General features: G+C 61.0%; 28 protein-coding genes. 15 read left to right on the plus strand and 13 right to left on the minus strand.

Translation table 11 applies throughout. From position 1 onward, the window contains the following. Nucleotides 1-21: 21 nt before the first annotated feature. Nucleotides 22-681 carry a YciC family protein gene (locus ACP7CJ_RS13835; RefSeq protein WP_426100575.1) on the minus strand — a complete coding sequence of 220 codons (660 nt, stop codon included), beginning with the start codon at nucleotides 679-681 and terminating at the stop codon, nucleotides 22-24. 180 nt (nucleotides 682-861) lie between these two features. On the opposite strand from ACP7CJ_RS13835, the gene ACP7CJ_RS13840 reads away from it, so the two are divergent. The 3 genes from ACP7CJ_RS13840 (at nucleotide 862) to ACP7CJ_RS13850 (ending at nucleotide 2,878) form a co-directional block, all read left to right on the plus strand. Continuing rightward, the gene (locus ACP7CJ_RS13840) at nucleotides 862-1,614 is read left to right on the plus strand and encodes a DUF2076 domain-containing protein (protein WP_426100577.1); all 753 of its coding nucleotides are present in this window, start codon (nucleotides 862-864) and stop codon (nucleotides 1,612-1,614) included. Nucleotides 1,615-1,743: 129 nt separating this feature from the next. Beyond that, nucleotides 1,744-2,220: an NYN domain-containing protein gene (locus ACP7CJ_RS13845; RefSeq protein WP_017848308.1), complete on the plus strand. Its 477-nt coding sequence runs from the start codon at nucleotides 1,744-1,746 to the stop codon at nucleotides 2,218-2,220. Nucleotides 2,221-2,266: 46 nt separating this feature from the next. Continuing rightward, on the plus strand, nucleotides 2,267-2,878 hold the full coding sequence (locus ACP7CJ_RS13850; protein ID WP_276194992.1) for a 3'-5' exonuclease: 612 nt from the start codon (nucleotides 2,267-2,269) through the stop codon (nucleotides 2,876-2,878). 155 nt (nucleotides 2,879-3,033) lie between these two features. Here the strand turns inward: ACP7CJ_RS13850 and ACP7CJ_RS13855 are convergent, their stop codons facing one another. After that, the gene (locus ACP7CJ_RS13855; protein ID WP_276194991.1) at nucleotides 3,034-3,330 is read right to left on the minus strand and encodes a DUF6124 family protein; all 297 of its coding nucleotides are present in this window, start codon (nucleotides 3,328-3,330) and stop codon (nucleotides 3,034-3,036) included. Nucleotides 3,331-3,829: 499 nt separating this feature from the next. On the opposite strand from ACP7CJ_RS13855, the gene ACP7CJ_RS13860 reads away from it, so the two are divergent. Both ACP7CJ_RS13860 and ACP7CJ_RS13865 read left to right on the plus strand, forming a co-directional pair. After that, on the plus strand, nucleotides 3,830-4,168 hold the full coding sequence (locus ACP7CJ_RS13860; RefSeq protein WP_276194990.1) for a hypothetical protein: 339 nt from the start codon (nucleotides 3,830-3,832) through the stop codon (nucleotides 4,166-4,168). Between the two features lie 217 nt (nucleotides 4,169-4,385). Beyond that, nucleotides 4,386-4,658: an acyl carrier protein gene (locus tag ACP7CJ_RS13865; RefSeq protein WP_276194989.1), complete on the plus strand. Its 273-nt coding sequence runs from the start codon at nucleotides 4,386-4,388 to the stop codon at nucleotides 4,656-4,658. A 101-nt stretch (nucleotides 4,659-4,759) separates the two neighbouring features. Here the strand turns inward: ACP7CJ_RS13865 and ACP7CJ_RS13870 are convergent, their stop codons facing one another. Continuing rightward, entirely contained in the window at nucleotides 4,760-5,221 is a 462-nt protein-coding gene (locus tag ACP7CJ_RS13870) for an Lrp/AsnC family transcriptional regulator (protein ID WP_247405006.1), read from the minus strand. Between the two features lie 160 nt (nucleotides 5,222-5,381). Between ACP7CJ_RS13870 and yedA the strand changes: the two genes are divergently transcribed. Both yedA and ACP7CJ_RS13880 read left to right on the plus strand, forming a co-directional pair. Beyond that, the gene (gene yedA / locus ACP7CJ_RS13875; protein WP_276194988.1) at nucleotides 5,382-6,278 is read left to right on the plus strand and encodes a drug/metabolite exporter YedA; all 897 of its coding nucleotides are present in this window, start codon (nucleotides 5,382-5,384) and stop codon (nucleotides 6,276-6,278) included. Between the two features lie 60 nt (nucleotides 6,279-6,338). Then, nucleotides 6,339-7,673, plus strand: a complete 1,335-nt coding sequence (locus ACP7CJ_RS13880; protein ID WP_126588946.1) for a DEAD/DEAH box helicase — start codon at nucleotides 6,339-6,341, stop codon at nucleotides 7,671-7,673. Between the two features lie 111 nt (nucleotides 7,674-7,784). Here the strand turns inward: ACP7CJ_RS13880 and ACP7CJ_RS13885 are convergent, their stop codons facing one another. Together ACP7CJ_RS13885 and ACP7CJ_RS13890 are read right to left on the minus strand one after the other, a co-directional pair. Continuing rightward, complete coding sequence (locus tag ACP7CJ_RS13885) at nucleotides 7,785-9,023, minus strand: TIGR03862 family flavoprotein (protein ID WP_276194986.1); 1,239 nt, start codon at nucleotides 9,021-9,023, stop codon at nucleotides 7,785-7,787. Nucleotides 9,024-9,194: 171 nt separating this feature from the next. Further along, nucleotides 9,195-10,115 (minus strand): histone deacetylase family protein, encoded by a 921-nt coding sequence (locus ACP7CJ_RS13890; RefSeq protein ID WP_276194985.1) that lies wholly within the window; start codon nucleotides 10,113-10,115, stop codon nucleotides 9,195-9,197. A gap of 76 nt (nucleotides 10,116-10,191) precedes the next feature. Here ACP7CJ_RS13890 and ACP7CJ_RS13895 point away from each other — a divergent pair, with 76 nt between their 5' ends. The 3 genes from ACP7CJ_RS13895 to ACP7CJ_RS13905 are packed head-to-tail and all read left to right on the plus strand — an operon-like array spanning nucleotide 10,192 to nucleotide 12,265. Continuing rightward, nucleotides 10,192-10,761, plus strand: a complete 570-nt coding sequence (locus tag ACP7CJ_RS13895; protein ID WP_276194984.1) for a GNAT family N-acetyltransferase — start codon at nucleotides 10,192-10,194, stop codon at nucleotides 10,759-10,761. A gap of 38 nt (nucleotides 10,762-10,799) precedes the next feature. After that, the gene (gene tesB / locus ACP7CJ_RS13900) at nucleotides 10,800-11,669 is read left to right on the plus strand and encodes an acyl-CoA thioesterase II (RefSeq protein ID WP_426100580.1); all 870 of its coding nucleotides are present in this window, start codon (nucleotides 10,800-10,802) and stop codon (nucleotides 11,667-11,669) included. Beyond that, nucleotides 11,666-12,265, plus strand: coding sequence for an HAD family hydrolase (locus ACP7CJ_RS13905; protein ID WP_426100582.1), 600 nt, complete (start codon nucleotides 11,666-11,668; stop codon nucleotides 12,263-12,265). Before tesB ends, ACP7CJ_RS13905 begins: the two co-directional genes overlap by 4 nt. A 117-nt stretch (nucleotides 12,266-12,382) precedes the next feature. On the opposite strand, the gene ACP7CJ_RS13910 is transcribed toward ACP7CJ_RS13905, so the two are convergent. Genes ACP7CJ_RS13910 through ACP7CJ_RS13920 form a run of 3 tightly spaced genes read right to left on the minus strand, consistent with a single transcriptional unit; the run spans nucleotide 12,383 to nucleotide 14,715 of the window. After that, a complete protein-coding gene (locus ACP7CJ_RS13910; protein ID WP_426100584.1) occupies nucleotides 12,383-13,366 on the minus strand; it encodes an alpha/beta hydrolase in 984 nt (327 codons plus the stop codon). Continuing rightward, a complete protein-coding gene (ypfJ, locus tag ACP7CJ_RS13915) occupies nucleotides 13,367-14,257 on the minus strand; it encodes a KPN_02809 family neutral zinc metallopeptidase (RefSeq protein ID WP_247396615.1) in 891 nt (296 codons plus the stop codon). 44 nt (nucleotides 14,258-14,301) lie between these two features. Further along, a complete protein-coding gene (locus ACP7CJ_RS13920) occupies nucleotides 14,302-14,715 on the minus strand; it encodes a lipoprotein (RefSeq protein ID WP_276194980.1) in 414 nt (137 codons plus the stop codon). A gap of 185 nt (nucleotides 14,716-14,900) precedes the next feature. On the opposite strand from ACP7CJ_RS13920, the gene ACP7CJ_RS13925 reads away from it, so the two are divergent. Continuing rightward, complete coding sequence (locus tag ACP7CJ_RS13925) at nucleotides 14,901-15,779, plus strand: DMT family transporter (RefSeq protein ID WP_426100586.1); 879 nt, start codon at nucleotides 14,901-14,903, stop codon at nucleotides 15,777-15,779. A 1-nt stretch (nucleotide 15,780) separates the two neighbouring features. On the opposite strand, the gene ACP7CJ_RS13930 is transcribed toward ACP7CJ_RS13925, so the two are convergent. Further along, nucleotides 15,781-17,115 carry an MFS transporter gene (locus ACP7CJ_RS13930; protein ID WP_321849096.1) on the minus strand — a complete coding sequence of 445 codons (1,335 nt, stop codon included), beginning with the start codon at nucleotides 17,113-17,115 and terminating at the stop codon, nucleotides 15,781-15,783. 223 nt (nucleotides 17,116-17,338) lie between these two features. On the opposite strand from ACP7CJ_RS13930, the gene quiC reads away from it, so the two are divergent. Both quiC and ACP7CJ_RS13940 read left to right on the plus strand, forming a co-directional pair. Next, the gene (gene quiC, locus ACP7CJ_RS13935) at nucleotides 17,339-19,237 is read left to right on the plus strand and encodes a 3-dehydroshikimate dehydratase QuiC (RefSeq protein WP_426100588.1); all 1,899 of its coding nucleotides are present in this window, start codon (nucleotides 17,339-17,341) and stop codon (nucleotides 19,235-19,237) included. An 81-nt stretch (nucleotides 19,238-19,318) separates the two neighbouring features. After that, entirely contained in the window at nucleotides 19,319-19,984 is a 666-nt protein-coding gene (locus ACP7CJ_RS13940; RefSeq protein WP_426100590.1) for a TetR/AcrR family transcriptional regulator, read from the plus strand. A 61-nt stretch (nucleotides 19,985-20,045) separates the two neighbouring features. Here the strand turns inward: ACP7CJ_RS13940 and ACP7CJ_RS13945 are convergent, their stop codons facing one another. Then, nucleotides 20,046-20,894, minus strand: a complete 849-nt coding sequence (locus ACP7CJ_RS13945) for a shikimate dehydrogenase (RefSeq protein WP_426100592.1) — start codon at nucleotides 20,892-20,894, stop codon at nucleotides 20,046-20,048. A 5-nt stretch (nucleotides 20,895-20,899) separates the two neighbouring features. After that, a complete protein-coding gene (gene aroQ / locus ACP7CJ_RS13950; protein ID WP_276194974.1) occupies nucleotides 20,900-21,340 on the minus strand; it encodes a type II 3-dehydroquinate dehydratase in 441 nt (146 codons plus the stop codon). A gap of 274 nt (nucleotides 21,341-21,614) precedes the next feature. Between aroQ and ACP7CJ_RS13955 the strand changes: the two genes are divergently transcribed. Together ACP7CJ_RS13955 and ACP7CJ_RS13960 are read left to right on the plus strand one after the other, a co-directional pair. Continuing rightward, the gene (locus tag ACP7CJ_RS13955; protein WP_276194973.1) at nucleotides 21,615-22,043 is read left to right on the plus strand and encodes a DUF4160 domain-containing protein; all 429 of its coding nucleotides are present in this window, start codon (nucleotides 21,615-21,617) and stop codon (nucleotides 22,041-22,043) included. After that, nucleotides 22,040-22,477 (plus strand): DUF2442 domain-containing protein, encoded by a 438-nt coding sequence (locus ACP7CJ_RS13960; protein WP_276194972.1) that lies wholly within the window; start codon nucleotides 22,040-22,042, stop codon nucleotides 22,475-22,477. Before ACP7CJ_RS13955 ends, ACP7CJ_RS13960 begins: the two co-directional genes overlap by 4 nt. A 6-nt stretch (nucleotides 22,478-22,483) precedes the next feature. Here ACP7CJ_RS13960 and trmA read toward each other — a convergent pair whose 3' ends face one another. Both trmA and ACP7CJ_RS13970 read right to left on the minus strand, forming a co-directional pair. Continuing rightward, the gene (gene trmA / locus ACP7CJ_RS13965) at nucleotides 22,484-23,563 is read right to left on the minus strand and encodes a tRNA (uridine(54)-C5)-methyltransferase TrmA (RefSeq protein WP_276194971.1); all 1,080 of its coding nucleotides are present in this window, start codon (nucleotides 23,561-23,563) and stop codon (nucleotides 22,484-22,486) included. Next, nucleotides 23,560-24,855, minus strand: a complete 1,296-nt coding sequence (locus tag ACP7CJ_RS13970) for an NCS2 family permease (protein WP_426100594.1) — start codon at nucleotides 24,853-24,855, stop codon at nucleotides 23,560-23,562. Before ACP7CJ_RS13970 ends, trmA begins: the two co-directional genes overlap by 4 nt. Nucleotides 24,856-24,873 lie beyond the last annotated feature (18 nt).

The raw sequence follows: 24,873 nt of genomic DNA on the forward strand, positions 1-24,873 counted from the left end.
TCAGGAGTGGCACCGAGCATATCACCGCGCGTCGGCATCGCCACCGATCAGCATGAATAAACGGAACAGCACCACACTGGTAAACAGCTGCAGGAAGCTGTGTGCACTGTCGATCAGCACCCCCAGCAACGGCGCGGGCTCGGGATACGCCGCCACGCTGGCGCCTTTGAGCAGCCACAGCGGCGTCATTACGCACAGCATGCACACCAGGATTCGCCAGAAATGCCCACGGGTCAGACGTAAACTTTCCTTCATCGCCTGCAGTGCGGGCATACCGCGCAGCACCAGCAGGTACTCGGCAAACGCGAGCACCACCATCAGCCACAGGCCGGGTAGGAAATACAGCGACAGCCCGAGCAATATCAGCAGCGTGCTCATCGCCGTCAGCAGGGCGAAGCGCGGCCACAGGGTCAGGGCCGTGGCCCACACATCCTGGGGGCGCGGCGATTCGCCACGGGTGCGGGCATCGAGAAACAGGATCAGCGCGCCGGTGTACAGCGGATACACCAGCAACCCCACCACCACGCTGTAGCCTGGGAATGCGTCCGGGCCGAGCGTGTGGTCGAGCACCTGTTGCAGCAGGGCTTCGAGGATCACCAGCGGCAGGCATAGCTGGACGATGGCGCCCAGGTTGTGCCGGGTGAAGCGGAAGGAGTCGCGCAGTACGTCTAACGGATTCATCAGAGTCATCACAGGCCGAAAAAAGCAGGGGCACACTTTAACCGATAGGTGCCGTGAGCAAGCAAACGTAAACCTTGAGTAAAGACCATTGAAACAACTGGTAACACCCCCATAACTAGAAGGACCGGGCCTGATCACAGACCGGACCATGATTTCTACCGGCAATCTAACGAGGTCGCCATGAACAGCGAAGAGCAAACCCTGATCGATGGACTGTTTTCACGGCTGCAACAAGCCGAAACGGACACAGCCCCCCGCGACGCACAGGCCGAAGCGCGGATCAAGGAGCATATGACGCGCCAACCGGCGGCCGGGTACTACATGACCCAGTCGATCCTGGTGCAGGAACACGCGCTCAAGAGTCTCGACGCGCAGAACAAGCAACAGGCGCAACAGATCCAGCAATTGCAGGATGAACTGCAGCGGGCCAAGTCCCAGGCGGCACAACCGGCGCCGAGCAGCGGTGGCTTTCTGTCGAGCATCTTTGGCGGCGGTCCACGTGATGCACAACCGGCACAGAGCGCTCCGGCCTCTTCCGGCGGCGGTTGGCGTGAACCGGCGCGGCCGTCTTTCGGACAGCCGGCGCCGCAGCAGAACTACGGCGCCCCGCAGCAGAACTATCAACAGCCACAACAACCCGCCGCCCCGATTGGCAGTGGCTTCCTCGGTGGCGCCCTGAAAACCGCAGCGGGTGTGGCCGGTGGCGTGATGCTGGCGGAAGGCATCAGCAGCCTGTTCAACCACAACTCGCAACAGCCGCAAGTGGTGGAAGAAATCATCCGTGAAGAGCCGGCGCCCGCCAGTGACAACAGCAACTGGGGCAACGATGACCAGAAATTCGCGGGCAATGATAGCTGGGGCAGCGACAACGCCTCGGACAGCTTCGCCGATAGCGATTCCTCTTCCTTCGACGACGACGATTCCTTCGTCTGACGCACCCAGGCCCGGGGCGCTTTGCCGCCCCGGGCTGATTTTTCCCGGAAACTTTCCCGTGACTGGCATACTGGCAACCTTTGCGGACCTTCGCGTCCGGGGTCTAAGCGGCAGTCATGGGGAAGTGCGGTGAAGAAAATTGCAGTGTTCGCCGATGTACAAAACCTCTACTACACCGTGCGCCAGGCGTATGGCTGTCACTTTAACTACGCCGCCCTGTGGGCTGACATCAGCTCGCGCGGGCAGATCGTCGAGGCGTATGCCTATGCCATCGACCGTGGCGACAGCAAGCAGCAGCAATTCCAGCAGATCCTGCGCAACCTGGGCTTTACCGTGAAGCTCAAGCCCTACATCCAGCGCAGCGACGGCTCGGCCAAGGGCGACTGGGACGTGGGCATCACTATCGACATCATGGACGCCGCCGCTAACGTTGACGAAGTGGTGTTGGCTTCCGGCGACGGTGACTTCGACATGCTGCTCGACCGCATCATCCACAAGCATGGCGTCGAAGCCGTGGCCTACGGCGTGCCGGGGTTGACGGCCAACTCATTGATACGCGCCGCCAGCCGCTACGTGCCGATCGAAGGCGCGTTGCTGCTCAAATAAGCGCGGCGGCTCAATAAATAAATGCTTAGACGGAGTTGGAACAGGTTTGGAACGTATAGCGGTCATCGACTTTGAAACCACCGGCATCACCCCGAGCAGCCACTGCCGGGCCACGGAAATCGCGGTGGTCATCCTTGAGCGCGGCCAAATCGTGGACCGTTACCAGAGCCTGATGAACGCAGGTGTGCGCGTACCGGGCTTTATCGAACAGCTCACCGGCATCAGCAACGCCATGCTGCGTAGCGCGCCAGCGGCAGAGCGGGTGATGAACGAAGTCAATGAGTTCGTCGGCACCACACCGCTGTTGGCGCACAACGCCGCGTTCGACCAGAAGTTCTGGGACTTCGAACTGGGCCTGATCCGCCGTACCCGCCTGCAAAAATTCGCCTGCTCGCTGCTATTGGCCCGCCGCCTGATGCCGGCGGCACCCAACCATAAACTCGGCACCCTTAATTCGTTCGCCCAACTGCCCCACACCGGCAAGGCGCACCGGGCCATGGCGGATGCGGAAATGGCCGCCAACCTGACGGCACACCTGGCCGAGCAACTGCGGCGGACCCATGGCTTGCGCGAGCTGTCCCATGACTTGCTGTGCACGTTGCAGAAAGTCCCGGCGGCGAAGATCAATGAGCATTTGAAGAAGCATCGCGGGTTCTGATAGAACAACGCCGTTCAAAATGTGGGAGGGGCGGTGCGACGATTCGACTTGCCCCCGATAGCTGAGTGTCAGTCACTAGATGTACTGGCTGACACACTGCCATCGGGGGCAAGTCGAATCGTCGCACCGCCCCTCCCACATTGGTTATGCGGTGCCTATCGAGGCTGCACACACTCCAGCGCCCGATCCACCACGCCCTTCGCCATTTCCACCAAATGCATCACCGCCCGTTGCTGCGCGTTCATCGCCTCTCCCGGCAAGTGCGCAGTTTTCACCGCGCAATGCAGCAAGTCCGCCGCATGGGCGAGGGCATCTTCGAGGCTCAGGTTGTCATTCAGGATGAAGGTGGGCCCATCCGGGGCGGACGCTTTGAGGTAGTAGTCGATGGCGCGGCGGTTGAGTAGGGCGTCTTCGCTGAGGAAGTTGGGTGGATCGGGGGTGACTTTGACCATGGTGGAACTCCTTGCAGGAAGAAGTTGCAACCGTCCGCTTGCACGCGAATTGGGGTGGCAACTGTACGTAGGTGTGCAAGACCGGGGCAAGGAGCGAAACCCAGCAGGCCCGAAGGCCTCCCACGCACAGCCGCCATAATGGGCGAACGCCAAGCATCAAGCTGGGCATTAATAAGCTGTATGTTGATTTGTGGATTCTACTTGCCGTCGGACTTGCACGTCCGGCCACCGAACATTCGATGACTGAGCGAGACTAGCGACCTGATCCGACGGAAACAAGGCCGTGGAATTCTCTAGGAAACGTCCCGCAAATGAAAGGGATTGGTCTTGCTGGCCACTAAAACATCAGTTCTTTGTGGAGGCTTTTAGCGGTCTTCTGAAACGTCAGTAGGCTAAGCGCTACTGCTTCGTCGGACCTTTCTGGTTTTTCCCGCCAACCACCAATCGCCCTTTGCTGAAACTTACTATCCGCCTGTCATTTACGTACAGGGACTACGGCATGCAGGAAAGCGATCTTCATACAGCAATCATGCGAAGCAAGTTTGAGCTCGAAAGCAAGGGCATCGATTTCGGCTCAACTTCAAGCATGGCGTTTCATATGGGAAACACAATGACAAGCTGCCCGGCAGTCATGGCTTTGCCTAATTCGCCAGGCTGGACCCATGGCGCCAGTTATCAGTTACTCAAGCCCATTCATGCGGAATCCTCGGTGCCGAGCACTACTTTTGACGAACTCTGGAAGTGTACAAAGCAACACTACGGCTTGACGGCTGCAACGGTTCTCATTGGTGCGGCGGGCATACCGATAAGCAAAATTGCCTTGGGCACTTGGGTTTAAGTCGGCTCCAGCAAAACGACGAACCTGGCTAGCCTCATCGGAATGCGCTTCTTCCCTCGTACATTGATCAGGCAGCCAACCGTGGCCAGAATGGCGAAAGCAACATTTGGAACTGTCAGGGTATTTGGCATTATCGGGCGAGGCATTCCCTTCGTGGCTGCGGGGTTGGCTGTTTTTGATCTAATCAGTATTGGTAAGTGTGCCTACGAGGCAAGAAATGCAAAGTAATCTGACCCGAGCCGAGATCAGCGAAAAGGTCATTCAACTGTTCGTCGATATCATCGGCTTCATCGACCGCAGCCAGGTGACGGAGCAAACGGATTTCATCCATGACTTCAAGATCATCGATGACGATTTGACTTGCTTCGTCATGCAGATCAAGTGGCAATTCAAGCTGCGCGCGACGCAGGCAGATTGGGATCACATCACCACCCTCGAGCAAATTGTCGACTTGATCGTTCAGCGTTCAAATCAGCAGTGCGGCCTCTGACGCCATCGGGGGCAAGTCGAATCGTCGCACCGTCCCTCCCACATTTTGATGTGCGAATACATGCAAACTGTGGGAGGGGGCTTGCCCCCGATGACGGTAGATCAGCCACCACTTTTGCCATTCCCCTCCAACTGCCCCAACGGCACCCGCCGTTCTATCGCGCTCGATAAAATGATCGAGGTCTTGCTGAACCCGAACTTCGCTATCCGATTAATCAAACTCTCCAGCTCCGGCATCGAGCCCACCGCCGCTTGCATGATGACGCACGGGTCGCCAGTCACCCGGTGGCATTCGGTCAGTTCGGGGATTTCGGCCAGGGCGTCGTACACCTTCTGGCTGCCATGGTTGGTCAGGCGCAGTTCAATCACGCACTGGATCGGCAAACCCACTTTGGACAGGTCCACCTTGGCCTGGTAGCCGGTGATCACGCCGCTGGCTTCCAGCTTGGCCACACGTTCAGCCACGGCGGGGGCGGAGAGGTTGACCGTGCGTGCGAGTTGCGCGAAGGAGGCGCGGCCGTCTTCGAGCAGGGCACTGAGGAGCATGCGGTCGTATTTGTCCATGAAAAGGCTCCAGCGCTAAGCGGCTTTCGAAAACATGGTTTATAGCCTTCATAACCATGCTTTGAAAAGTGTATGGGCGGTTTAAACAGGTTTTGTAACTTATGTTTATGCGCCTGCCTTTTTAGAATAAGCCTCTCTTTTTTTGCCACAGAGCTGCCCAATGCCTGGCCCACGTCGCTTTCCCTTACCGTTGATCGCCGCCTTTTTTGCGTTGTACGTGATTTGGGGATCTACCTACCTGGTGATCCGGATCGGTGTGGAGTACTGGCCGCCGCTGTTGCTGGCGGGGATTCGGTTTTGTACGGCGGGTGCGCTGATGTACGCGTTTTTGCGCTGGCGCGGGGTGCCGGCGCCGACGTGGGCGCAGTGGAAGGCTGCCGGGATGATCGGGATTTTGCTGCTCACCTTCGGTAACGGTGGTGTCACGTTGGCGGAGCATGCGGGCGTGTCGTCCGGGGTCGCCGCGTTGGCCGTGGCGACCGTGCCGCTGTTCACCTTGCTGTGTGGTTACTTCTGGGGGGCGCGCAATACCCGGCTGGAATGGGCCGGGGTGATTCTGGGCATTGTCGGCATCGCCATGCTCAACATGGGCAGCACCCTGCAATCGAGCCCGATGGGCGCGGCTTTGCTGTTGTTTGCCGCCGCCTCTTGGGCATTCGGTTCGGTCTGGAGCCGGCAACTGTCGCTGCCCCAGGGCGCCATGGCCAGTGCAGCGGAAATGCTGGTGGCCGGTGTGGCGTTGTTGATTGGCAGTGCGGTGTCCGGTGAGCGCCTGCAAGCCATGCCGCCGCTGGAAGGCTGGCTGGCGCTGGCCTACCTGACGGTGTTCGGCTCGATCATCGCCTTCAACGCCTATATGTACTTGCTCAAGCACGTGCGCCCGGCGGCCGCGACCAGCTATGCGTATGTCAACCCGGCAGTGGCGGTGTTGTTGGGGATTGTGTTTGTCGGCGAGTCCATCGGTATCGAGGAGGCGTTGGCCATGTTGGTGATCATCAGCGCCGTGCTGTTGATCAGCCTGCCCCAGTGGCGAAAGCCTGGGCCGAAAATAAGGTAAACTGCCGCGCATAACGCCTTTTTACCCCCTTAGGCGCTGAATTTTCCCTACGGTAAACACATGACTTTCGCCACCCTTGGCCTGATCGAACCCTTGCAGCGCGCCCTTGAGACGCTCGGCTACCAGACTCCGACGCCGGTGCAGGCGCAAGCCATTCCGGCGGTGCTGGCCGGCCGCGACCTGATGGCCGCCGCCCAGACCGGCACTGGCAAGACCGCCGCTTTCGCCGTGCCGCTCCTGCAACTGCTGACCATGGAAGGGCCGAAAGTCGCTGCCAACTCGGCGCGTGCGCTGATTCTGTGCCCGACCCGCGAGCTGGCCGAGCAGGTTCACGCCAGCGTTGCTGAGTACGCCCAAAACCTGCCGCTCACCACCTACGCGGTGTACGGCGGCGTGAGCATCAACCCGCAGATGATGAAGCTGCGCAAAGGCGTCGACGTGCTGGTTGCCACGCCTGGCCGCCTGATCGACCTGTTTCGCCAGAACGCGCTGAAACTCAATCAACTGCAAACCCTGGTGCTCGACGAAGCCGACCGCATGCTCGACCTGGGCTTCTCCGAGGAGCTGGCGAATATTTACCGCATGCTGCCGAAAAAGCGCCAGACCCTGCTGTTCTCCGCGACCTTCTCCGATGAAATCCGCACGCTCGCCGGGCAAATGCTCAACGACCCGCTGAGCATCGAAGTCAGCCCGCGCAACGTCGCCGCCAATACCGTCAAGCAATGGGTGGTGCCGGTCGACAAGAAGCGCAAGCCGGAGCTGTTTGTCCACCTGATGCGCAAGGGCCGTTGGAAGCAGGTGCTGGTGTTCGCCAAGACCCGTAACGGCGTGGATGCACTGGTGGATAAGCTGCAGGGCTTGGGTATCAATGCCGACGGCATCCACGGCGACAAGCCTCAGGCGACCCGCCAACGTGCGCTGGACCGCTTCAAGTCAAGCGATGTGCAGATCCTGGTGGCCACCGACGTGGCGGCCCGTGGCCTGGATATCGAAGACCTGCCGCTGGTGGTCAACTTCGACCTGCCGATCGTGGCTGAGGACTACATCCACCGTATCGGCCGTACCGGCCGCGCGGGCAACACCGGTGAAGCGATTTCCCTGGTGTGTGCCGATGAAGTGAACATGCTGTCGGCCATCGAGATGCTGACCCGTCAGACCTTGACCCGGCATATGGAGCAGGATTTCGAACCGGAACACCGAGTGCCGGATACCGATGCCAGTGGGCAGGTGGTGAAGAAGCCGAAAAAGCCTAAGAAACCCAAGGCGTCCGGTGGTGGCGGTAAGCGCAACCTGGGCAAGTGGGTGGACAGTGGCGAAGTGGCGCCGGCGGAGCCGTCGATCAAGCCGGTGCGCAAAGTGCCGGTGTTCAACACCGGGCCGCGTAAGAAGAAGTGATTTTTCGGCGCGGCTGATGGCCTATCTGGAGCAAGCCCCCTCCCACAGTTTTGATCTGTGAATACATTCAAAATGTGGGAGGGGGGCTTGCCCCCGATGGCGGACTAGAGTTCACCGCAAATCTGAAGTGTTCAACCATTCCAACATGCCCCGCCCGGCGGCTCTGCCACTGGCAAAACACCCCGTCAGCAAATACCCGCCGGTCGGCGCTTCCCAATCCAGCATTTCCCCCGCGCAGAACACCCCGGGCAATTGCTTGAGCATCAACCGCTCGTCCAGCGCCTCAAACGGCACGCCCCCCGCCGTACTGATCGCTTCATCCATCGGCCGGGTTTTCGCCAGGCTCAGGGGCAATGCCTTGATATCCACAGCCAATTGCGCCGGGTCGTTGAAGTGTCCGGCGGGTGCCAGTTCGCGCAATAACGCCGCCTTGACCCCATCCAACCCCAACTGACTGTGCAAATGCTTGCTCATCGAGCGCGAACCACGCGGTTTAGCCAGCGCGGCCTGGACCTTGTCCAGCGGTTTGCTCGGCAGCAGGTCGATATGCACCGTGGCCACGCCCTCGCGATTGATCGCTTCACGAATCGGCGCCGACAGCGCGTAGATCAGGCTGCCCTCGATGCCGGTGGCGGTGATCACGCATTCGCCCAGGCGTGGCTTGTCATCACCCAGGCCAATGGCGACGTTTTTCAACGGCGCGCCAGCGAATTTGCTGACCATCAGTTCGCTCCAGGCCGACACCTCGAAGCCACAATTACTGGGCTGTAACGGCGCGCAGGGCACGCCTTTATCTTCCAGCAGTTTGAGCCAGGCGCCGTCGGAGCCCAGGCGCGACCAACTACCGCCGCCAAGGGCCAGCAGCACGGCGTCGCTGTGGATGGTTTTTTCGCCGTCCGGGCTGTGGATAAGTAAACCACCGTCCGCGCTCCAGCCCAGCCAGCGATGGCGGGTGTGGATAACCACACCGTGGTCGCGCAGGCGCTTGAGCCAGGCACGCAACAGCGGGGCGGCTTTCATATCGGTAGGAAACACCCGGCCGGAGGTGCCGACAAAGGTCTCGATGCCCAGGCCATGAATCCATTCGCACAGCGCTTGCGCGCCAAACGCGCGCAGCAATGGCGCCATCTGCGGTGCACGTTCGGCGTAGCGTGAGAGGAACGCCGGGTAAGCCTCGGAGTGGGTGATGTTCATACCGCCCACGCCGGCCAGCAGGAACTTGCGCCCCACCGAGGGCATGCCGTCGTACACGTCCACCCGCAGGCCTGCCTGGCTCAGGACTTCAGCGGCCATCAGGCCGGCAGGGCCGCCGCCGATAATAGTGACGTGTTGAGCAGGGGTGTGAGGCATGGGCAGGGCTACGGTCGCGTGAATAGGCCGAGCATTCTACCCGAGGACGCCGCAAGTTCCTGATCAAAAAACGTACAGCTTCCTACAGGCTATGCAGTTACTGGCTTTCAACGCTTTACGCTCAAGTTATCCACAGGCCGTTCCACAGGCATTGTGGGTAACGCCCACACTTCAATGACAACCTGATGACGTCCACACCCGTTGCGCGCTGTGGTGCAGGATGCCGTGGCGGCGAGCCAGGGCCGGGCGGTCTTTGCTGTAGCCGCCGCCGATCACGCCCATCACCGGAATGTCGCGGCCCAGGCAATGGCGTATCACGCTTTCATCGCGGGCGGCGAGGCCTTCATCTGTCAGCTTGAGGTAGCCAAGGGCGTCATCCTTATGCACGTCGACGCCCGCGTCGTACAGCACCAGGTCCGGCTGGTACAGCGGCAGCAGGTAGTTGAGCGCGTCGTCCACCACCTTGAGGTACTCGGCATCACCCATGCCCATGGGCAGCGGGATGTCCCAGTCGCTCTGGGCCTTGCGCGCCGGGAAGTTCTTTTCGCAGTGCAGCGACACGGTGATCGCGTCTGGCGTGTCATGGAGGATACGTGCGGTGCCGTCGCCCTGGTGGACGTCGCAGTCGAAGATCAGCACGCGGTCGACCCGGCCGCTGGCCAGCAGGTATTGGCTGATCACGGCCAGGTCATTGAAGATGCAAAAGCCCGCCGGGTAGTCGTAGTGGGCGTGATGGGTGCCGCCCGCCAGGTGGCAGGCCAGGCCGTGTTCCAGTGCCTGTTCTGCCGCTAGGATCGAACCGCCCACCGCACGCACGGTACGTCGCGCCAGGGCTTCGCTCCAGGGCAGGCCGAGGCGCCGTTGGTCTTCGCGGGACAACTCGCCGCTCATGTAGCGTTCTATATACCCAGGTTCATGGGCCAGGGCCAGAATCTCTGCCGGGCACAGCGGTGGGCGCAGTAATTGGCTGTCCTGGGTCAGCCCGGTGGACACCAAGTGGTCACGCAACAGGCGGAACTTGTCCATGGGGAAGCGGTGGTCCGCCGGGAATTCGGGGCTGTAGTCATCGTGGTAGATCAATGGCAAAGGCATGGGATTTTCTGACGGGAACCTGCGACGGATCTTAACAGCGCGTTACACTCACGCACATGGCAAGGGAGGGGGACCCATGGAGCCGATACTGGAATTGGAAAGCGCACGCCTGGTGCTGCGCCAATGGCGCGATGCCGACCTGACGGAGTTTGCGCACATGTGCGCCGACCCGCAGGTGATGCGTTATTTCCCGGCCCAATTGGACCGCCTGGAAAGCGCCGCATTGATCGGCCGGATTCGTGGGCATTTCGCCGAATACGGCTTTGGCCTGTGGGCCTTGCAGCGCAAGGACAGTGGCGCATTTATCGGCCTGGCCGGGTTGCAGAATGTCAGCTTTGAAGCCGGCTTCACCCCTGCGGTGGAAATCGGCTGGCGCCTGGCTCGCGAGCATTGGGGCCTCGGGTATGCCAACGAGGCGGCATGGACTGCGTTGCGCTGTGGTTTCGACCGCTTGCAACTGGACGAAATCGTCGCCTTCACCACCCAAACCAATCTGCCATCACAAAAAGTCATGCAAGCCATCGGGATGCATTACGATCCCCAGGCAGATTTTGAACACCCCAAGGTCGCAGTTGATGACCCGCTGCGCCCGCATGTTTTGTACCGCATCACCCGCGCCCAATGGTTGGACACGCTGCACGGATAAGCAGCCCGGAATGCCCCATAGATTGTAGGAGTTGCTCTATGAGCCAAGTATTGGAAGATCTGGTGGACTTGCTGACCCTGGAGCCGATCGAGGAAAACCTCTTTCGCGGCCGCAGCCAGGACCTGGGTTTTCGCCAACTGTTCGGCGGGCAAGTGCTCGGCCAGTCGCTGTCGGCTGCCAGCCAGACCGTAGAGGCCGAGCGGCACGTGCATTCCCTGCACGGCTATTTTTTGCGCCCCGGCGATGCGGCATTGCCGGTGGTGTATTCGGTGGACCGCGTGCGCGATGGCGGCAGCTTCAGCACGCGCCGGGTGACGGCGATCCAGAAGGGCCAGCCGATTTTTACCTGCAGCGCCTCGTTCCAGTACGACGAAGCCGGCTTCGAACACCAGACCTCCATGCCCGACGTGGTTGGCCCGGAAAACCTGCCGTCGGAGCTGGAGCTGACCAAGCAGCGCGCCCACCTGATCCCCGAGCACATGCGCGACAAGTTGCTGTGCCCCAAGCCGATCGAAGTGCGCCCGGTGACCGAAACCGACCCGTTCAACCCGCAGCCGTCCGACCCGGTCAAGTACGTGTGGTTCCGCGCCGACGGTGCCCTGGCCGATACCCCGGCGCTGCATAAATACCTGCTGGCCTACGCCTCGGACTTCGGCCTGCTGACCACGTCGCTGCTGCCCCATGGCAAGACCGTGTGGCAGAAAGACATGCAGGTCGCCAGCCTCGACCACGCGCTGTGGTTCCACGCCGACTTGCGCGCCGATGACTGGTTGCTCTACGCCATGGACAGCCCGTGGGCCGGCAATTCCCGTGGTTTCTCCCGCGGCAGCGTGTACAACCGCGCCGGGCAACTGGTGGCCTCGGTCACCCAGGAAGGCCTGATCCGCCACCGCAAGGATTGGGCATGAGCCTGGCGGACATTAAACACTGGGTGTTCGACATGGACGGCACCCTCACGGTGGCCGTGCATGACTTTGCGGCGATTCGCGTGGCGCTGGATATTCCGCCAGAGGACGACATCCTCAGCCACCTCGCGGAGTTGCCGGCGGATGTCGCGGCAGCCAAACATGCCTGGTTGCTTGAGCATGAGCGCGAGCTGGCGCTGGGTTCGGTTGCGGCGCAAGGCGCGGTGGAACTGGTGCGGGAATTGGCCGGGCGCGGTTGTCGCCTGGGCATCCTGACCCGCAATGCGCGGGAACTGGCGCATATCACCCTGGAAGCGATTGGCCTGGCGGACTGCTTTGCCGCCGAGGATGTGTTGGGGCGTGATGATGCGCCACCCAAGCCTGATCCGGGTGGCTTGCTCAAACTGGCGGCGGCCTGGGACGTATCGCCCAGTGCGATGGTGATGGTGGGGGATTACCGCTTTGACCTGGATTGCGGCCGCGCCGCAGGCACGCGGACCGTGTTGGTCAACTTGCCGGAGAACCCATGGCCGGAGTTGGCCGACTGGCATGCCGAGGATTGCACGGTATTGCGCCGGATGATCCAGCCCGGGCAATAGAGATCAAATGTGGGAGGGGGCTTGCCCCCGATAGCGGTCTGTCAGTTAAAAATTGGCTGACTGTTACACCGCAATCGGGGGCAAGCCCCCTCCCACATGTTGAGCCGGTTTCTTCAGTTAATACCGGGAAAACAGTACGTTCTGGCCCTCGGGCGAGGTAAACATCCCATCCCCGTTATGCCCAACCCCCGGCACTTCCACCAGCTTCTGGGTCAGTTGCGGATGGCGTTGCTTGAGGCTGTCAAAATAGTTGTGCCCACGAATCAGGCGATACGCGCCCTGGGTCTCGGCTTCACAGCTTTTATCCAGCGCGGGGTGGTTCGGGTCGGTGTCCTGCTGGCCGAGCAGGTAGGTGATGTCACGCGACACATAGGCCTGCTCCAGTTGCTCGGCGCTTTGCCCCTTGGCATAGGCGGGCAGGTGCTGCATGCCGTACTTCCAGTCATTGAAGCCAGGGCAGTCGGCGACCTTGAATGGCACCGGCCGCTGCGGGCTGAAGTAGGCGTAGGACGACGGGTTGGCCACCACAAAACGCAGGCTGATGCCCGCGGTTTGCAGGGTCGGATGGTCGTGGCCGGTAAGGGCGAAGCGTTGCACCACCTGGCCACCGCCGGAATGGCCGGCCACCACAATCGCTCTCAGCGCCGGAAATAGCGTGCGGTTACCCAGGTGCTTGATGATCTGGTCGAGTGCACCGAAGGAGCTGACAGCTCCCGGCTCCACTGAGGGCTCGCCGGCCATCCAGTCATTGCCCTTCCAGCGCAGAAGTTGCTTGTCCAGGTGATTGCGTTTCACATCGGACTGATTCAGAAACTGCGGCGCGATCACCAGCGTCGTGCCGCCAACCCCTGCCTGCTCGGCGGCGTCTTCACCGCTCTGCAGGTAGGTTTGTGCGTTGCGCAGGCGACCATGCACGATGATCAACGCACGCGTGACGTTGGGCAGCGGTTTCGCCCAATCCTGGCTCAAGCCGAGGCTGAGGTCGCCGGCATCCAGGTGAAAGCGCTCGGGACTGACCACCTTGACCCCGTGCTCGGCGGCCCAGGCGGGGGCGCAACAGGTGACCAACAAACCCAGCAGCATGCCCAATCGCGTATTCATCTAAAGACTCTTGGCCGTAAAGGTGTCGCATTGAGTGATCTGGCCTTGGGCAAAGCCGGTCTTGAACCAGCGCACCCGCTGCGCCGAGGTGCCGTGGGTAAACGAGTCCGGCACGACGCGGCCCTGGCCCTGTTGCTGCAAACGGTCATCGCCAATCGCGTTGGCCGCATTCAGCGCTTCTTCAATATCGCCGGGCTCCAGCCAGTTCAGGCGTTTTTGCGCACGATAGGCCCACACCCCGGCAAAGCAGTCGGCTTGCAGCTCCTGGCGCACCAGCAGGCCGCCGTCGCCTTGCATTTGCCGGCCTTGCTGGCGCGCAGCCTGGATCTTCGACGAGATGCCGAGCAAGGTCTGCACGTGGTGCCCGACTTCGTGGGCGATCACGTAGGCCTGGGCAAAATCGCCAGCGGCCTTGAACCGTTGTGACATTTCCCGGAAGAAATCCAGGTCCAGGTACACCTGCTGATCCGCCGGGCAATAGAACGGGCCGCTGGCGGAAGTGGCGCCACCGCAGGCGGAATTGACCCGGCCGCGGAACAGAATCAGTTGCGGGTTCTTGTAGGCCAAGCCGTTTTCCTTGAACACCTGGCCCCAGGTGTCTTCGGTATCGCCCAATACCGCGCGGACAAAGTCGACTTGCTCGTCATTGGCCGGCGGCGCCTGGCGCGATGGAGTGCTCACCGAGGGCGCCTGGTCCATCTGGCCGGTCAATTGGCCGAGGATCTGCAGCGGGTCCTGGCCGGTCAGCCAGCCGATGCCGACGATCAACACAATCGCGGTCAAGCTCAGGCCCTTGCCGCCGCCAAAGCGCATACCACCGCCACCGCCGCCGCCACTGTCATCGCGGGCATCCACCACGTTGTCGCTGCGTCGGCCTTTTTTCCATAGCATGGGGCAATCCTCGAAGTGCTAACCGTGATTGATTATGGTCGTGATTAACGGCAATAGCCTTCGCCGGTAGCAACAATCAAGCAGTCCTTTTTATCCGCCAGCCATTTCAATCCGGTCGCCGCACCGTCACCGGCGCGCAGCCGTTGCGGGCCGTCCGGGCGGGTGAACGCGATGCCGTCTTCAGTCGTTTCACCTTTAAAGGTGCCGGCGGCGTCGGCGTCGAGGCCGTACTGCATGGTCAGAAGGTAGTGGCCACGGCCGATGCTGTCGTCCTTGGCGATGGTCAGGTGCAAACCTTCGACGCCGATCCATTTACCGACCCAGTTGTCGGTGGGCGGGGTTTGCGGCACCAGGGTCGCTTGCACGGAAGGCGGCGCCGGTTTGGCCGGTGCCTTGGACTCTTGGTTGCACGCGGCGAGCAGGGCAAGGGCAGACAGAAGAAAGACAGTTTTTTTCATAGCGGCAAGGCCTTGGTTAAAAAGTGTGCAACGCAGGGGCGAACGTGCAGCGTTGGACTCGATTGCAGTGATTTAGTGCGCTGTTCGCACGGTGTTTGGTTATGCTCTTGGGGCAGACGCATGCCCGGCTGCTAGATTACCGGGTTGAGTACCACCGCGTTCAGCCCGCCACGCAAGAGAATTCAATGACTGTCAGCACCCCCCTTTCCGGCGTCAACCATCCCTTCAAAGGCATTCTGCTGATTGTGGTGGCGACTTTTCTGTTCTCCAGCCACGACGCCTTGTCCAAATTCCTGGCCGGGTTCTACCCGATCGTGATGGTGGTGTGGGCGCGTTACCTGGTGCATACCTTGTTGATGGCCGGGATTTTCCTGCCGCAATCAGGCTTGCGTGTGCTGCGCAGCAAGCGGCCGGGGATGCAGGCAGTGCGGGCCTTGTGCCTGTTGGGCACCAGCCTGTTTTTTACCGCTGCGCTGCATTACATCCCGCTGGCGGAAGCCACGGCGGTGAACTTCCTCGCGCCGATCCTGGTAACGGCGCTGTCGGTGCCCCTGCTCGGTGAGCATGTCACGCGTGGCCAATGGCTGGCGGTGATCTGCGGGTTTGTCGGGGTGCTGGTGATCATCCACCCAGGCGGTGAATTGTTCACCCCTGCGGTGCTGCTGCCGCTGTGCTCGGCATTGTTCTTCTGCTTCTACCAACTGCTCACGCGCATCCTCAGCCAATACGACACGCCCACCACCAGTAACTTCTTCGCCGGCCTGTGCAATACCTTGGTGATGAGTGCGATGGTGCCGTTCTTCTGGCAAGTGCCGACCCTGTGGCACGGCGTATTGATGCTGGCGTTGGGCACCTGTGGGATGACCGCGCACTTGATGCTGACCCAGGCCTTCCGCTTTGCGGCGCCGGCCTTGCTGGCGCCGTTCGGCTATTGCCAGATCGTGTTCGCGGGGGTGTTGGGCTGGCTGGTGTTTGCGCATACCCCCGACTTGACCACGGTGGTCGGCATCGGGGTGATCTGCATGAGCGGGTTGGCCGCTGCCTGGCAGCAGCGGCGGCGCTGAATCAGGCGTCGACTGTAGGAATCTTGCGCGGCGCCATGAAGTACATCCAGGTCAGCGCGATGAAGTACATCGCCGGGATCAGGGTGAACAGCACGGTGTAGTTGTTGTTCGTCACGGTCAGGATGTGGCCGACGATCTGGGTCATGAACATGCCGCCGATGGCCGCGCACATGCCGCCGAAGCCAAACACCGTGCTCATCATGTGCTTGGGCGTGTAGTCCATCACCAGGCTCCAGATGTTGGCGGTCCAGGCCTGATGCGCACCAATCGCCAGGGAGATGGCGAACACCGCGACCCACAACTGGCTGGAACCGGCGGCCAAGATCACGCCGACGATGCAGCAGGCAAACAGCAGCATCGACAGCAGCCGCGCCTTGATCGGGTTCAACCCGCGGCCGATCAGGAACGACGACAGAATCCCACCCCCCACACTGCCGAAGTCGGCGGTCAGGTAAATGATGATCAGCGGGATACCCATCTGGGTCACGTTGATGCCCAGGTTGTATTGCTGGTTCAAGAACGGCGGTAGCCAATACAGGTAGAACCAGAACACCGGTGCGGTCAGCGAGTAGGCGATGGCGAAGGCCCAAGTGCCGCGCATGCGCAGGATACGGCTGAAGGGGACGCGGGGCTGTTCCGGTTCGACTTCCCGTTGCACGTAGTCCAATTCGGATTGCTTAACGGTTGGATGGTCTTCCGGGTTGTAGTACTTCAAGCCCCAGAACAGCAGCCAGATCCCACCGAGTGCCGACATGCACAGGAACGCCGCTTGCCAGCCCCACACATGCAGGATCAACGGCAGCAGCATCGGCGTCATCATCGCGCCGACGTTGGTGCCGGCGTTGAAGATGCCGGTGGCCACTGCGCGTTCGCCGGCAGGGAACCACAGGCGGGTGGTCTTGACGCAGGCCGGGTAGTTGGCGGCTTCGGTCAGCCCGAGGATAAAGCGGCAGACCATAAAGCCGACGGCCGAGGTGGCCAGGCCGTGGGCGCCGGTGGCCACGCTCCACAGCAGCACCGCGCAGAAGAACACGCGCTTGACACCCACGCGGTCGATCAGCCGGCCTTGCAGCACAAAGCCAATCGCATAGCCGACCTGGAACCAGAAGTTGATGTTGGCGTAGTCCATCGCCGTCCAGCTCATTTCTTTGGCAAGGATCGGTTGCATCACGCCCAGGGCGGCGCGGTCGATGTAGTTGAGCGTGGTGGCGAAGAACACCAGGGCCAGCATGCCCCAGCGGGTTTTGCCGACGGCCAGTGCGCCGCGAATCTTGTCGCCGATGCCGGCATGCGGGTTGGCCGGGCGCGCAGCCAGGACGGAGTTTTGCGAAGGCATGAGGTTTTACCCGTTTTTTGGAATTTTTAGGGTGTGTTCTGGGTTTTATTTTGGACGTTGCTACAGGAACGATGGTGCGCAGTGGCTAAAAAATCGTCAATTCGCCGATGGCCATTGTGTTCGATAATCGCCCTAAAAACTAACTGGTTCGTACATTTGAATTGCTGTGTGTAGGCTGGGGGCGAATAATTTACTGTAAATAACAACTGCCGGGAGTCGCCCCATGCAACGTTCCATCGCCACTGTTTCCTTGAGCGGCACCCTGCCAGAAAAGCTCGAAGCCATTGCCGCCGCCGGGTTTGATGGGGTTGAGATCTTCGAGAACGACCTATTGTATTACGATGGCAGCCCACGGGAAGTCAGGCAAATATGCACTGACTTGGGCCTAGCCATCACCTTGTTTCAGCCGTTCCGCGACTTTGAAGGCTGCCGCCGCGACCGCCTGGCACGTAACCTGGAGCGCGCTGAGCGTAAGTTCGACCTGATGCAGGAGCTGGGCACCGACCTGGTGCTGGTGTGCAGCAATGCCTCGGCCGATTGCGTGGGCGATGAACGTATTTTGCTCGATGACCTCAGCCTGCTCGCCGAACACGCCGGCCGCCGTGGCCTGCGCATTGGCTATGAAGCGCTGGCCTGGGGCAGGCATGTGAACACCTGGCAGCAGGTGTGGAACCTGGTGCGCCAGGTCGATCACCCGAGCCTTGGGGTGTTGCTCGACAGCTTCCATACCCTGTCGCTCAAGGGCGACCCGAGTGCTATCGCCGAGATTCCCGGCGACAAGATCTTCTTTGTGCAAATGGCCGACGCACCGATCCTGGCCATGGATGTGCTGGAGTGGAGCCGCCACTTCCGTTGCTTCCCCGGCCAGGGCGAATTCGACCTGGCGGGCTTTCTCGCGCCGATCATCAAGAGCGGTTATACCGGGCCGTTGTCCCTGGAGATCTTCAACGACGGCTTCCGCGCCGCGCCAACCCGGGCCAACGCGGCGGATGGCTTGCGTTCGCTGCTGTACCTGGAAGAGAAAACCCGCCAGCGCCTGGCGCATGAACAGCCAGCCACGCCGGTGGATATCCTCTTCGACACCCCGCCCGCCAGCGAATACGACGGTATTGAATTCCTTGAATTTGCCGTGGACGAAAACCTCGGCGCCAAGCTGACGCAATGGCTGGAGCGCCTGGGCTTCGTCAAGGTCGGCCAGCATCGCTCCAAGAGTGTCAGCCTGTTGCGCCAGGGTGATATCAACCTGATCCTCAACTGCGAACCGTATTCCTTCGCCCACAACTTTTTCGAGGCCCACGGGCCGTCGTTGTGTGCCACGGCGATGCGGGTCAAGGACAGCGCCAAGGCCCTGCAGCGGGCGGTGGCCTACAAGGGTCAGCCTTATCGTGGCCTGGTCGGGCCGAATGAGCTGGAATTGGCGGCGGTGCGCGCGCCGGACGGCAGCCTGATTTATCTGGTGGACCCAAGCGAAGGCGTATACGACACCGATTTCAATCTGCAACCGAGCGCTGCCTCCAGCGGCGGGCTTTTGCGCATCGACCACATGGCGATGGCCTTGCCCGCCGACAGCCTCGACAGCTGGGTGCTGTTCTACAAGAGCCTGCTGGATTTCGAAGCCGATGACGAAGTGGTGCTGCCTGATCCGTATGGCCTGGTGAAAAGCCGTGCGCTGCGTAGCCGCTGCAGCTCGATTCGCCTGCCGCTGAATATTTCCGAGAACCGCAACACCGCGATTTCCCACGCGCTGTCGAGCTATCGAGGCTCGGGTGTGCATCACATTGCCTTCGACTGCGCGGATATTTTCGCCGAGGTGCGCCGGGCCAAGGAGGCGGGCGTGCCGTTGCTGGATATCCCGCTCAACTACTACGACGACCTGGCGGCGCGCTTTGATTTCGACGATGAGTTCCTCAGCGAGCTGGCGTACTACAACGTGCTGTACGACCGCGACGCCCAGGGCGGTGAGTTGTTTCATGTGTACACCGAGCCGTTCGAGGGGCGTTTTTTCTTCGAGATCATCCAGCGCAAGAATGGCTATGCCGGCTACGGCGCGGCCAACGTGGCGGTGCGCCTGGCGGCGATGGCCAAGTCGCGCAGCGGTGCGGTACGCCAGGCACGGTTATGACGGAGGGCCTTGTGCTTCCTTCGGGGAACGCCGCGGCCCATAATCGCGGCCTGCACAATAAAAACCGGCCGTGAGCGCACCATGACCTTGACTCCCGATCTCTCCGCAGTGTCAGACGCACCGCGCAAGAGTCGCAAGAACAACCCGGAAAAGACCCGCGAAAACATACTGCAAGAAGCCATTGTCGAGTTTGTTCAGCAGGGTCTCTCTGGCGCTCGCGTGGATGCGATCGCCGAGCGTATCCACACCTCAAAACGCATGATCTATTACTACTTCGGCAGCAAGGAGCAGTTGTACGTCGAGGTGCTGGAGAAGCTCTACGGCGATATCCGCAACACTGAAACACGCATGAACCTGACGGCCCTGGAACCGCGCGAAGCGATCCGCCGGCTGGTGGAGTTCACCTTTGATCACCACGACCGGAACGTGGATTTCGTGCGCATCGTCAGCATCGAAAATATCCACAATGCCGAGTACGTGAAGCGCTCCGATTCGATCAAGGCGATGAACAGCAACATTCTGGATGCGTTGGGCACGACCTTGCGCCGTGGCGCCGAGATGGGGCTGTTCCGTGCGGGGCTGGTGCCGCTGGACGTTCACCTGTTGATCAACTCATTCTGTTTTTACCGCGTATCCAACCGCCATACGTTCAGTGAGATTTTTCAGATCGACTTGTCGGATGAGGCGGTTAAACAGCGGCATCGCGAGATGATTTGTGAGTCGGTGTTGCGTTACCTGCAGGCCTGAGGCTGGCGCGGACTCAATGTGGGAGGGGGCTTGCTCCCACATTTGGATTCGGTTTTGGCCTTCAGGTATTCATGCTCTGGAAGTGCGCCAACATCCTGTGTGCATCTGGCACCACGCCACTGAATAATTCAAACGCCTTCACCGCTTGAAACACCGCCATGTTGCCGCCATTCAGGGTGCGACAACCCAAGGCGTGGGCGTTACGCAGCAGTTCGGTTTCCAGGGGGAAATACACGATTTCCGCGACCCACAGTTCAGCGCGTAACAGCGCGGCTGGCACCGGCGTGCCCGGCAGCTTGGCCATGCCCATCGGCGTGGTGTTCACCAGGCCGTCGGCCTCGGCCATGGCGTTTTCCAGATCGTTGCCAACCTGGGCGCGGCCGTTACCGAAACGCCGGGCGAGGTTATCCACCAGGTCGCGAGCGCGGCTGGCGTCCACGTCGAAAATGCTCAAGCGTTCAACGCCCTCTGCCAGCAGCGCATGAGCCACAGCCGCGCCTGCCCCCCCGGCGCCCATCTGCACCACGCGTTGGCGTGCCACGTCATTCAGGTTACGGCGAAAGCCTTCGGCAAAGCCCAGGCAGTCAGTGTTATGGCCGATGCGTTTGCCCTCCTTGAACACCACGGTGTTGACCGCGCCAATGCCCCGGGCCTCGTCGGACAATTCATCGAGTAAAGGCAGGATCGCCTGCTTGCACGGGTAAGTAATGTTCAACCCGGTGAAGTTCATCTGCTCGGCAGCCTTCAGGAGGTCGGGCAGGGCATTGATGTCCAGGTGCAGCGGTTCCAGGTCGATCAGGCGATACAAGTAGCGCAGGCCTTGGGCGTCACCTTCCTGTTCATGCAGGGCGGGCGTGCGCGAGGCCTGGATGCCGGCGCCGATCAGGCCGGCGAGGATGCGCGGTTTCATCGGGCTCATCCTTTCACCGTGTGGCTGAAATGTTCCAGGGCCAGGTGATAGCCGTGGCTGCCAAACCCGGCGAGTACCGCCTTGGCGATGGGCGACACAAACGAGTGATGACGAAACGCCTCGCGCGCATGCACGTTGGATAAATGCACCTCGATCACCGGCACTTCACTGGCCACCAGCGCATCGCGAATCGCCACCGAGGTGTGGGTCCAGGCCGCCGGGTTGATCACGATACCGGCGCAACGGGCGCGGGCACCGTGGATCCAGTCGAGCAACTCACCTTCATGGTTGGTCTGGCGGAACTCGATCCTCAGCCCCAGTTGTTCCGCGCTGCGGCCGCACAGGGCAGCGACGTCGGCCAGGGTTTCATGCCCGTAGGTGGCAGGTTCGCGGGTACCGAGCAGGTTGAGGTTGGGGCCGTTGAGCACCAGCACGATGGGCTGCATAAGGGGATCTCCACAGTTATTATTCGTTGTGGGGATAAAATGTACTGAATGGTTAATTTGGTCAATCGATGGCGGTAGATGTGTTCGATTATCGAACCGTTAATCAGTGAGACCGGGCATTTCCAGGCGCCGCCATGAGTAGTTACAAGACCGCATTCGACGGTTTGCCCGTCGTTACTACGCTGTGAAAAAACGCCCTGATCAAGGAGCCGGTTGTCGGGTGACGCTTGGAAAAGTGTTACACGGCGGAAAATAACCTAACGGATGGGTTACGATGAAAGTAGGCACTTACAAAGGACATGTGATTTCGGTGTTTCTCAGGGATGAGCATTGCCCGCCTCACGTACATGTCAGGGGAAAGCAATGGGATGCGCGCTTTCGCTTCAGCTTTCTGGATGGGCGAGTGGCGCTTTGGGATGTAGACCCCGAACGGCGGCGGCCACCCCGTGGGATTCTGGAAGGCATACGCCAGACGTTAATGCAGCGGCACGTCTTGGCTCATGTACGAAGGATCTGGTGGGAAAAACTGCAAACGGTTTGCCTGGAGAACCATTCCTGGGATTGGGACGCCGATGAGGTGGTGCCGGGGTTGGTCATTCGGCGTGGTGTGTATGTGATTGCAAACGCCCGGCACGATGTGGCGAGGCAGCGAACCCTTTTGAGTCTGGTCAGGGCGCCAGATAGTGTGGAGATTGATCTATGAAAATCGTAAAAGCCAAAACCTTGCCCGATGTACCGATCACTGAGGCCGATATCGATAAGGCCATCGTGCGGGGGCGCAAACTGAAGCGTTTGTACGCCAATGCTTGCTCGGTGCGTTACGAGGACGACTGCCTCTCCATCGGCTTCAGCGACGGCAGTCGCATCCTGTTACCGGTGGTCGGTCTCCCGGAGTTCGAAGGGTTTTCCGCGCAGGACTTCCAGCAACTGGAGGTCGGTTTTGGCGGCAAGGCGCTGTGCTGTGAAGCCCGCGACCTGCATGTTTCCATCACCGGCCTGATTGCGACCAGCCAACCCTTGATGGAGTTGGCCGTGAGCCTGGTGGCGTCGCATAACGGCCGTAAAAGCAGCGCGGCCAAATCCGCCGCCGCCCGAGCCAATGGCAAGAAGGGCGGTCGACCACGCAAGGAACCGTGAGGGGGGTTATCGACGGGTCAACAGCACCCCGGACTCCATATGGTGCGTCCACGGGAACTGGTCGAACAACGCGCATTGGCTGATCCGGTGCGTGTCATGCAGTTGCGCAATGTTCGCCGCCAGGGTTTCCGGGTTGCAGGAGATATAGAGGATGTTGTCGAAGCGTCGGGTCAATTCGCAGGTGTCCGGGTCCATGCCGGCACGCGGCGGGTCGACGAAGACGCTGCCGAACGCGTAGCTTTTCAGGTCGATGCCGTGCAGGCGGCGGAACGGACGCACTTCATTGAGCGCTTCGGTGAGTTCTTCGGCGGAGAGGCGCACCAGGGTGACGTTATCCACCGCGTTTTCATCGAGGTTGCTCAAGGCGGCATTCACCGAGGTCTTGCTGATTTCGGTGGCGAGCACGTTGCGCACGCGGGTGGCCAGCGGCAGGGTGAAGTTGCCGTTGCCGCAGTACAGCTCCAGCAGATCATCCGGGCGATCGCCGAGTGCTTCGTATGCCCAGTTGAGCATCTTCTGGTTCACCGTGCCGTTGGGCTGGGTGAAGGCGCCTTCGGGTTGACGGTAGCTGAAGGTGCGGCCACCGACGTCGAGTTTTTCCACCACATAGTCGTGGCCGATCACATCGCGCTTGCCCTTGGAGCGGCCGATGATGCTCACGTTCAAGTCGGCCGCAAGCTGGTTCGCGGCGGTGTGCCAGTGCTCGTCCAGCGGGCGGTGATAGCACAGGGTGATCATCGCGTCGCCGGCCAGGGTGGTCAGGAACTCCACCTGGAACAGCTTGTGGCTCAGGGCGGCGCTGGCTTGCCAGGCGGCCTTGAGCTGCGGCATCAACTGGTTGATGCGCTGGCTGGCGATGGGGAATTCTTCGATCAGGATCGGCGTGCGCTTGTCGTCCTGGGAGAACATCGCGTAGTGGCGTTCACCGCCTTCGCGCCACAGGCGGAACTCCGCGCGCAGGCGGAAGTTCTGCAGGGGCGAGTCGAAGACCTGGGGCTCGGGTGCGTCAAACGGTGCCAGCAGGTCACGCAAGCGCGTGACCTTGTCTTGCAGTTGAGCGGTGTAGCGTGTGGCGTCAAAAGTCATGCGTTGAACCAGCCCAGCTTGATCACAAACAGAATCGACAGAATCACCAGTGCCGGGTTCAGCTCACGGTAGCGGCCCGAAAGCAGCTTGATGGCGGTCCAGGCGATGAAACCGAAGGCAATGCCGTTGGCGATGGAGTAAGTGAAGGGCATCGCCAGGGCGGTGATCACCACCGGCGCTGCAACAGTAATGTCATCCCAGTCGATTTCCGCCAGGCCTGAGGTCATCAGCACCGCGACGAACAGCAGCGCAGGCGCGGTGGCGAAGGCCGGTACGCTGGAGGCCAGTGGCGAGAAGAACAGCGCCAGCAGGAACAGAATCGCGACCACGACAGCGGTCAAGCCGGTGCGGCCACCGGCACTCACGCCAGCAGCGGACTCGATGTAGCTGGTGGTGGTCGAGGTGCCCAGCAGCGAACCGGCCATGGCGGCGGTGCTGTCGGCGATCAGCGCACGGCCCATTTTCGGCATGTGACCATCCTTGCCCATCAGCCCGGCGCGCTTGGCCACGCCGATCAGGGTGCCGGAGTTGTCGAACAGGTCGACGAACAGGAACGCGAAGATCACGCTGACCAGGCCGATGTCCAACGCGCCTTTGATATCCAACTGCAGGAAGGTGGGGGCCAGGGACGGTGGCATGGACATCACGCCGCCGAACTCAGTGACGCCTAGCAGGATGGACACGATGGTCACGGCCAGGATGCCGATCAATACCGCGCCTCGTACCGCCAGGGCTTCCAGCGCAACGATCAGCATGAAGCCCAGGATGGCCAGGATCGGCGCCGGTTTTGTCAGGTCGCCCAAGCCCACCAGGGTATTAGGGTTGCCGATCACGATTCCGGCGTTGTGCAGGGCGATCAGCGCCAGGAACAGGCCGATACCGGCAGCAATCGCCGAGCGCAGGGGCAGGGGGATGCTGTTGATGATCCATTCACGGATGCGGAAGATCGACAGCAGGAAGAACAGCACCGCCGAAATGAACACCGCCCCCAGCGCTACTTGCCAGGTATGGCCCATGTGCAGGACCACGGTGTAGGTAAAGAAGGCGTTGAGGCCCATGCCCGGCGCCAGCGCGATCGGGTAGTTGGCGATCAAGCCCATCACGGTCGAACCGATGGCTGCGGCCAGGCAGGTCGCGACAAACACCGCGCCCTTGTCCATGCCGGTCTCGCCGAGGATGCTCGGGTTCACGAACAAAATGTAGGCCATGGCCAGGAATGTCGTGATGCCCGCGAGGATCTCGGTGCGCACGTTCGTGTTGTGTGCTTTGAGTTGAAACAGCTTTTCCAGCATGCCTGCTCCCTGTGACGC

This window comes from Pseudomonas sp. PSPC3-2 (assembly GCF_049897085.1).
GTDB classification, from domain to species: Bacteria; Pseudomonadota; Gammaproteobacteria; order Pseudomonadales; family Pseudomonadaceae; genus Aquipseudomonas; species Aquipseudomonas paraveronii.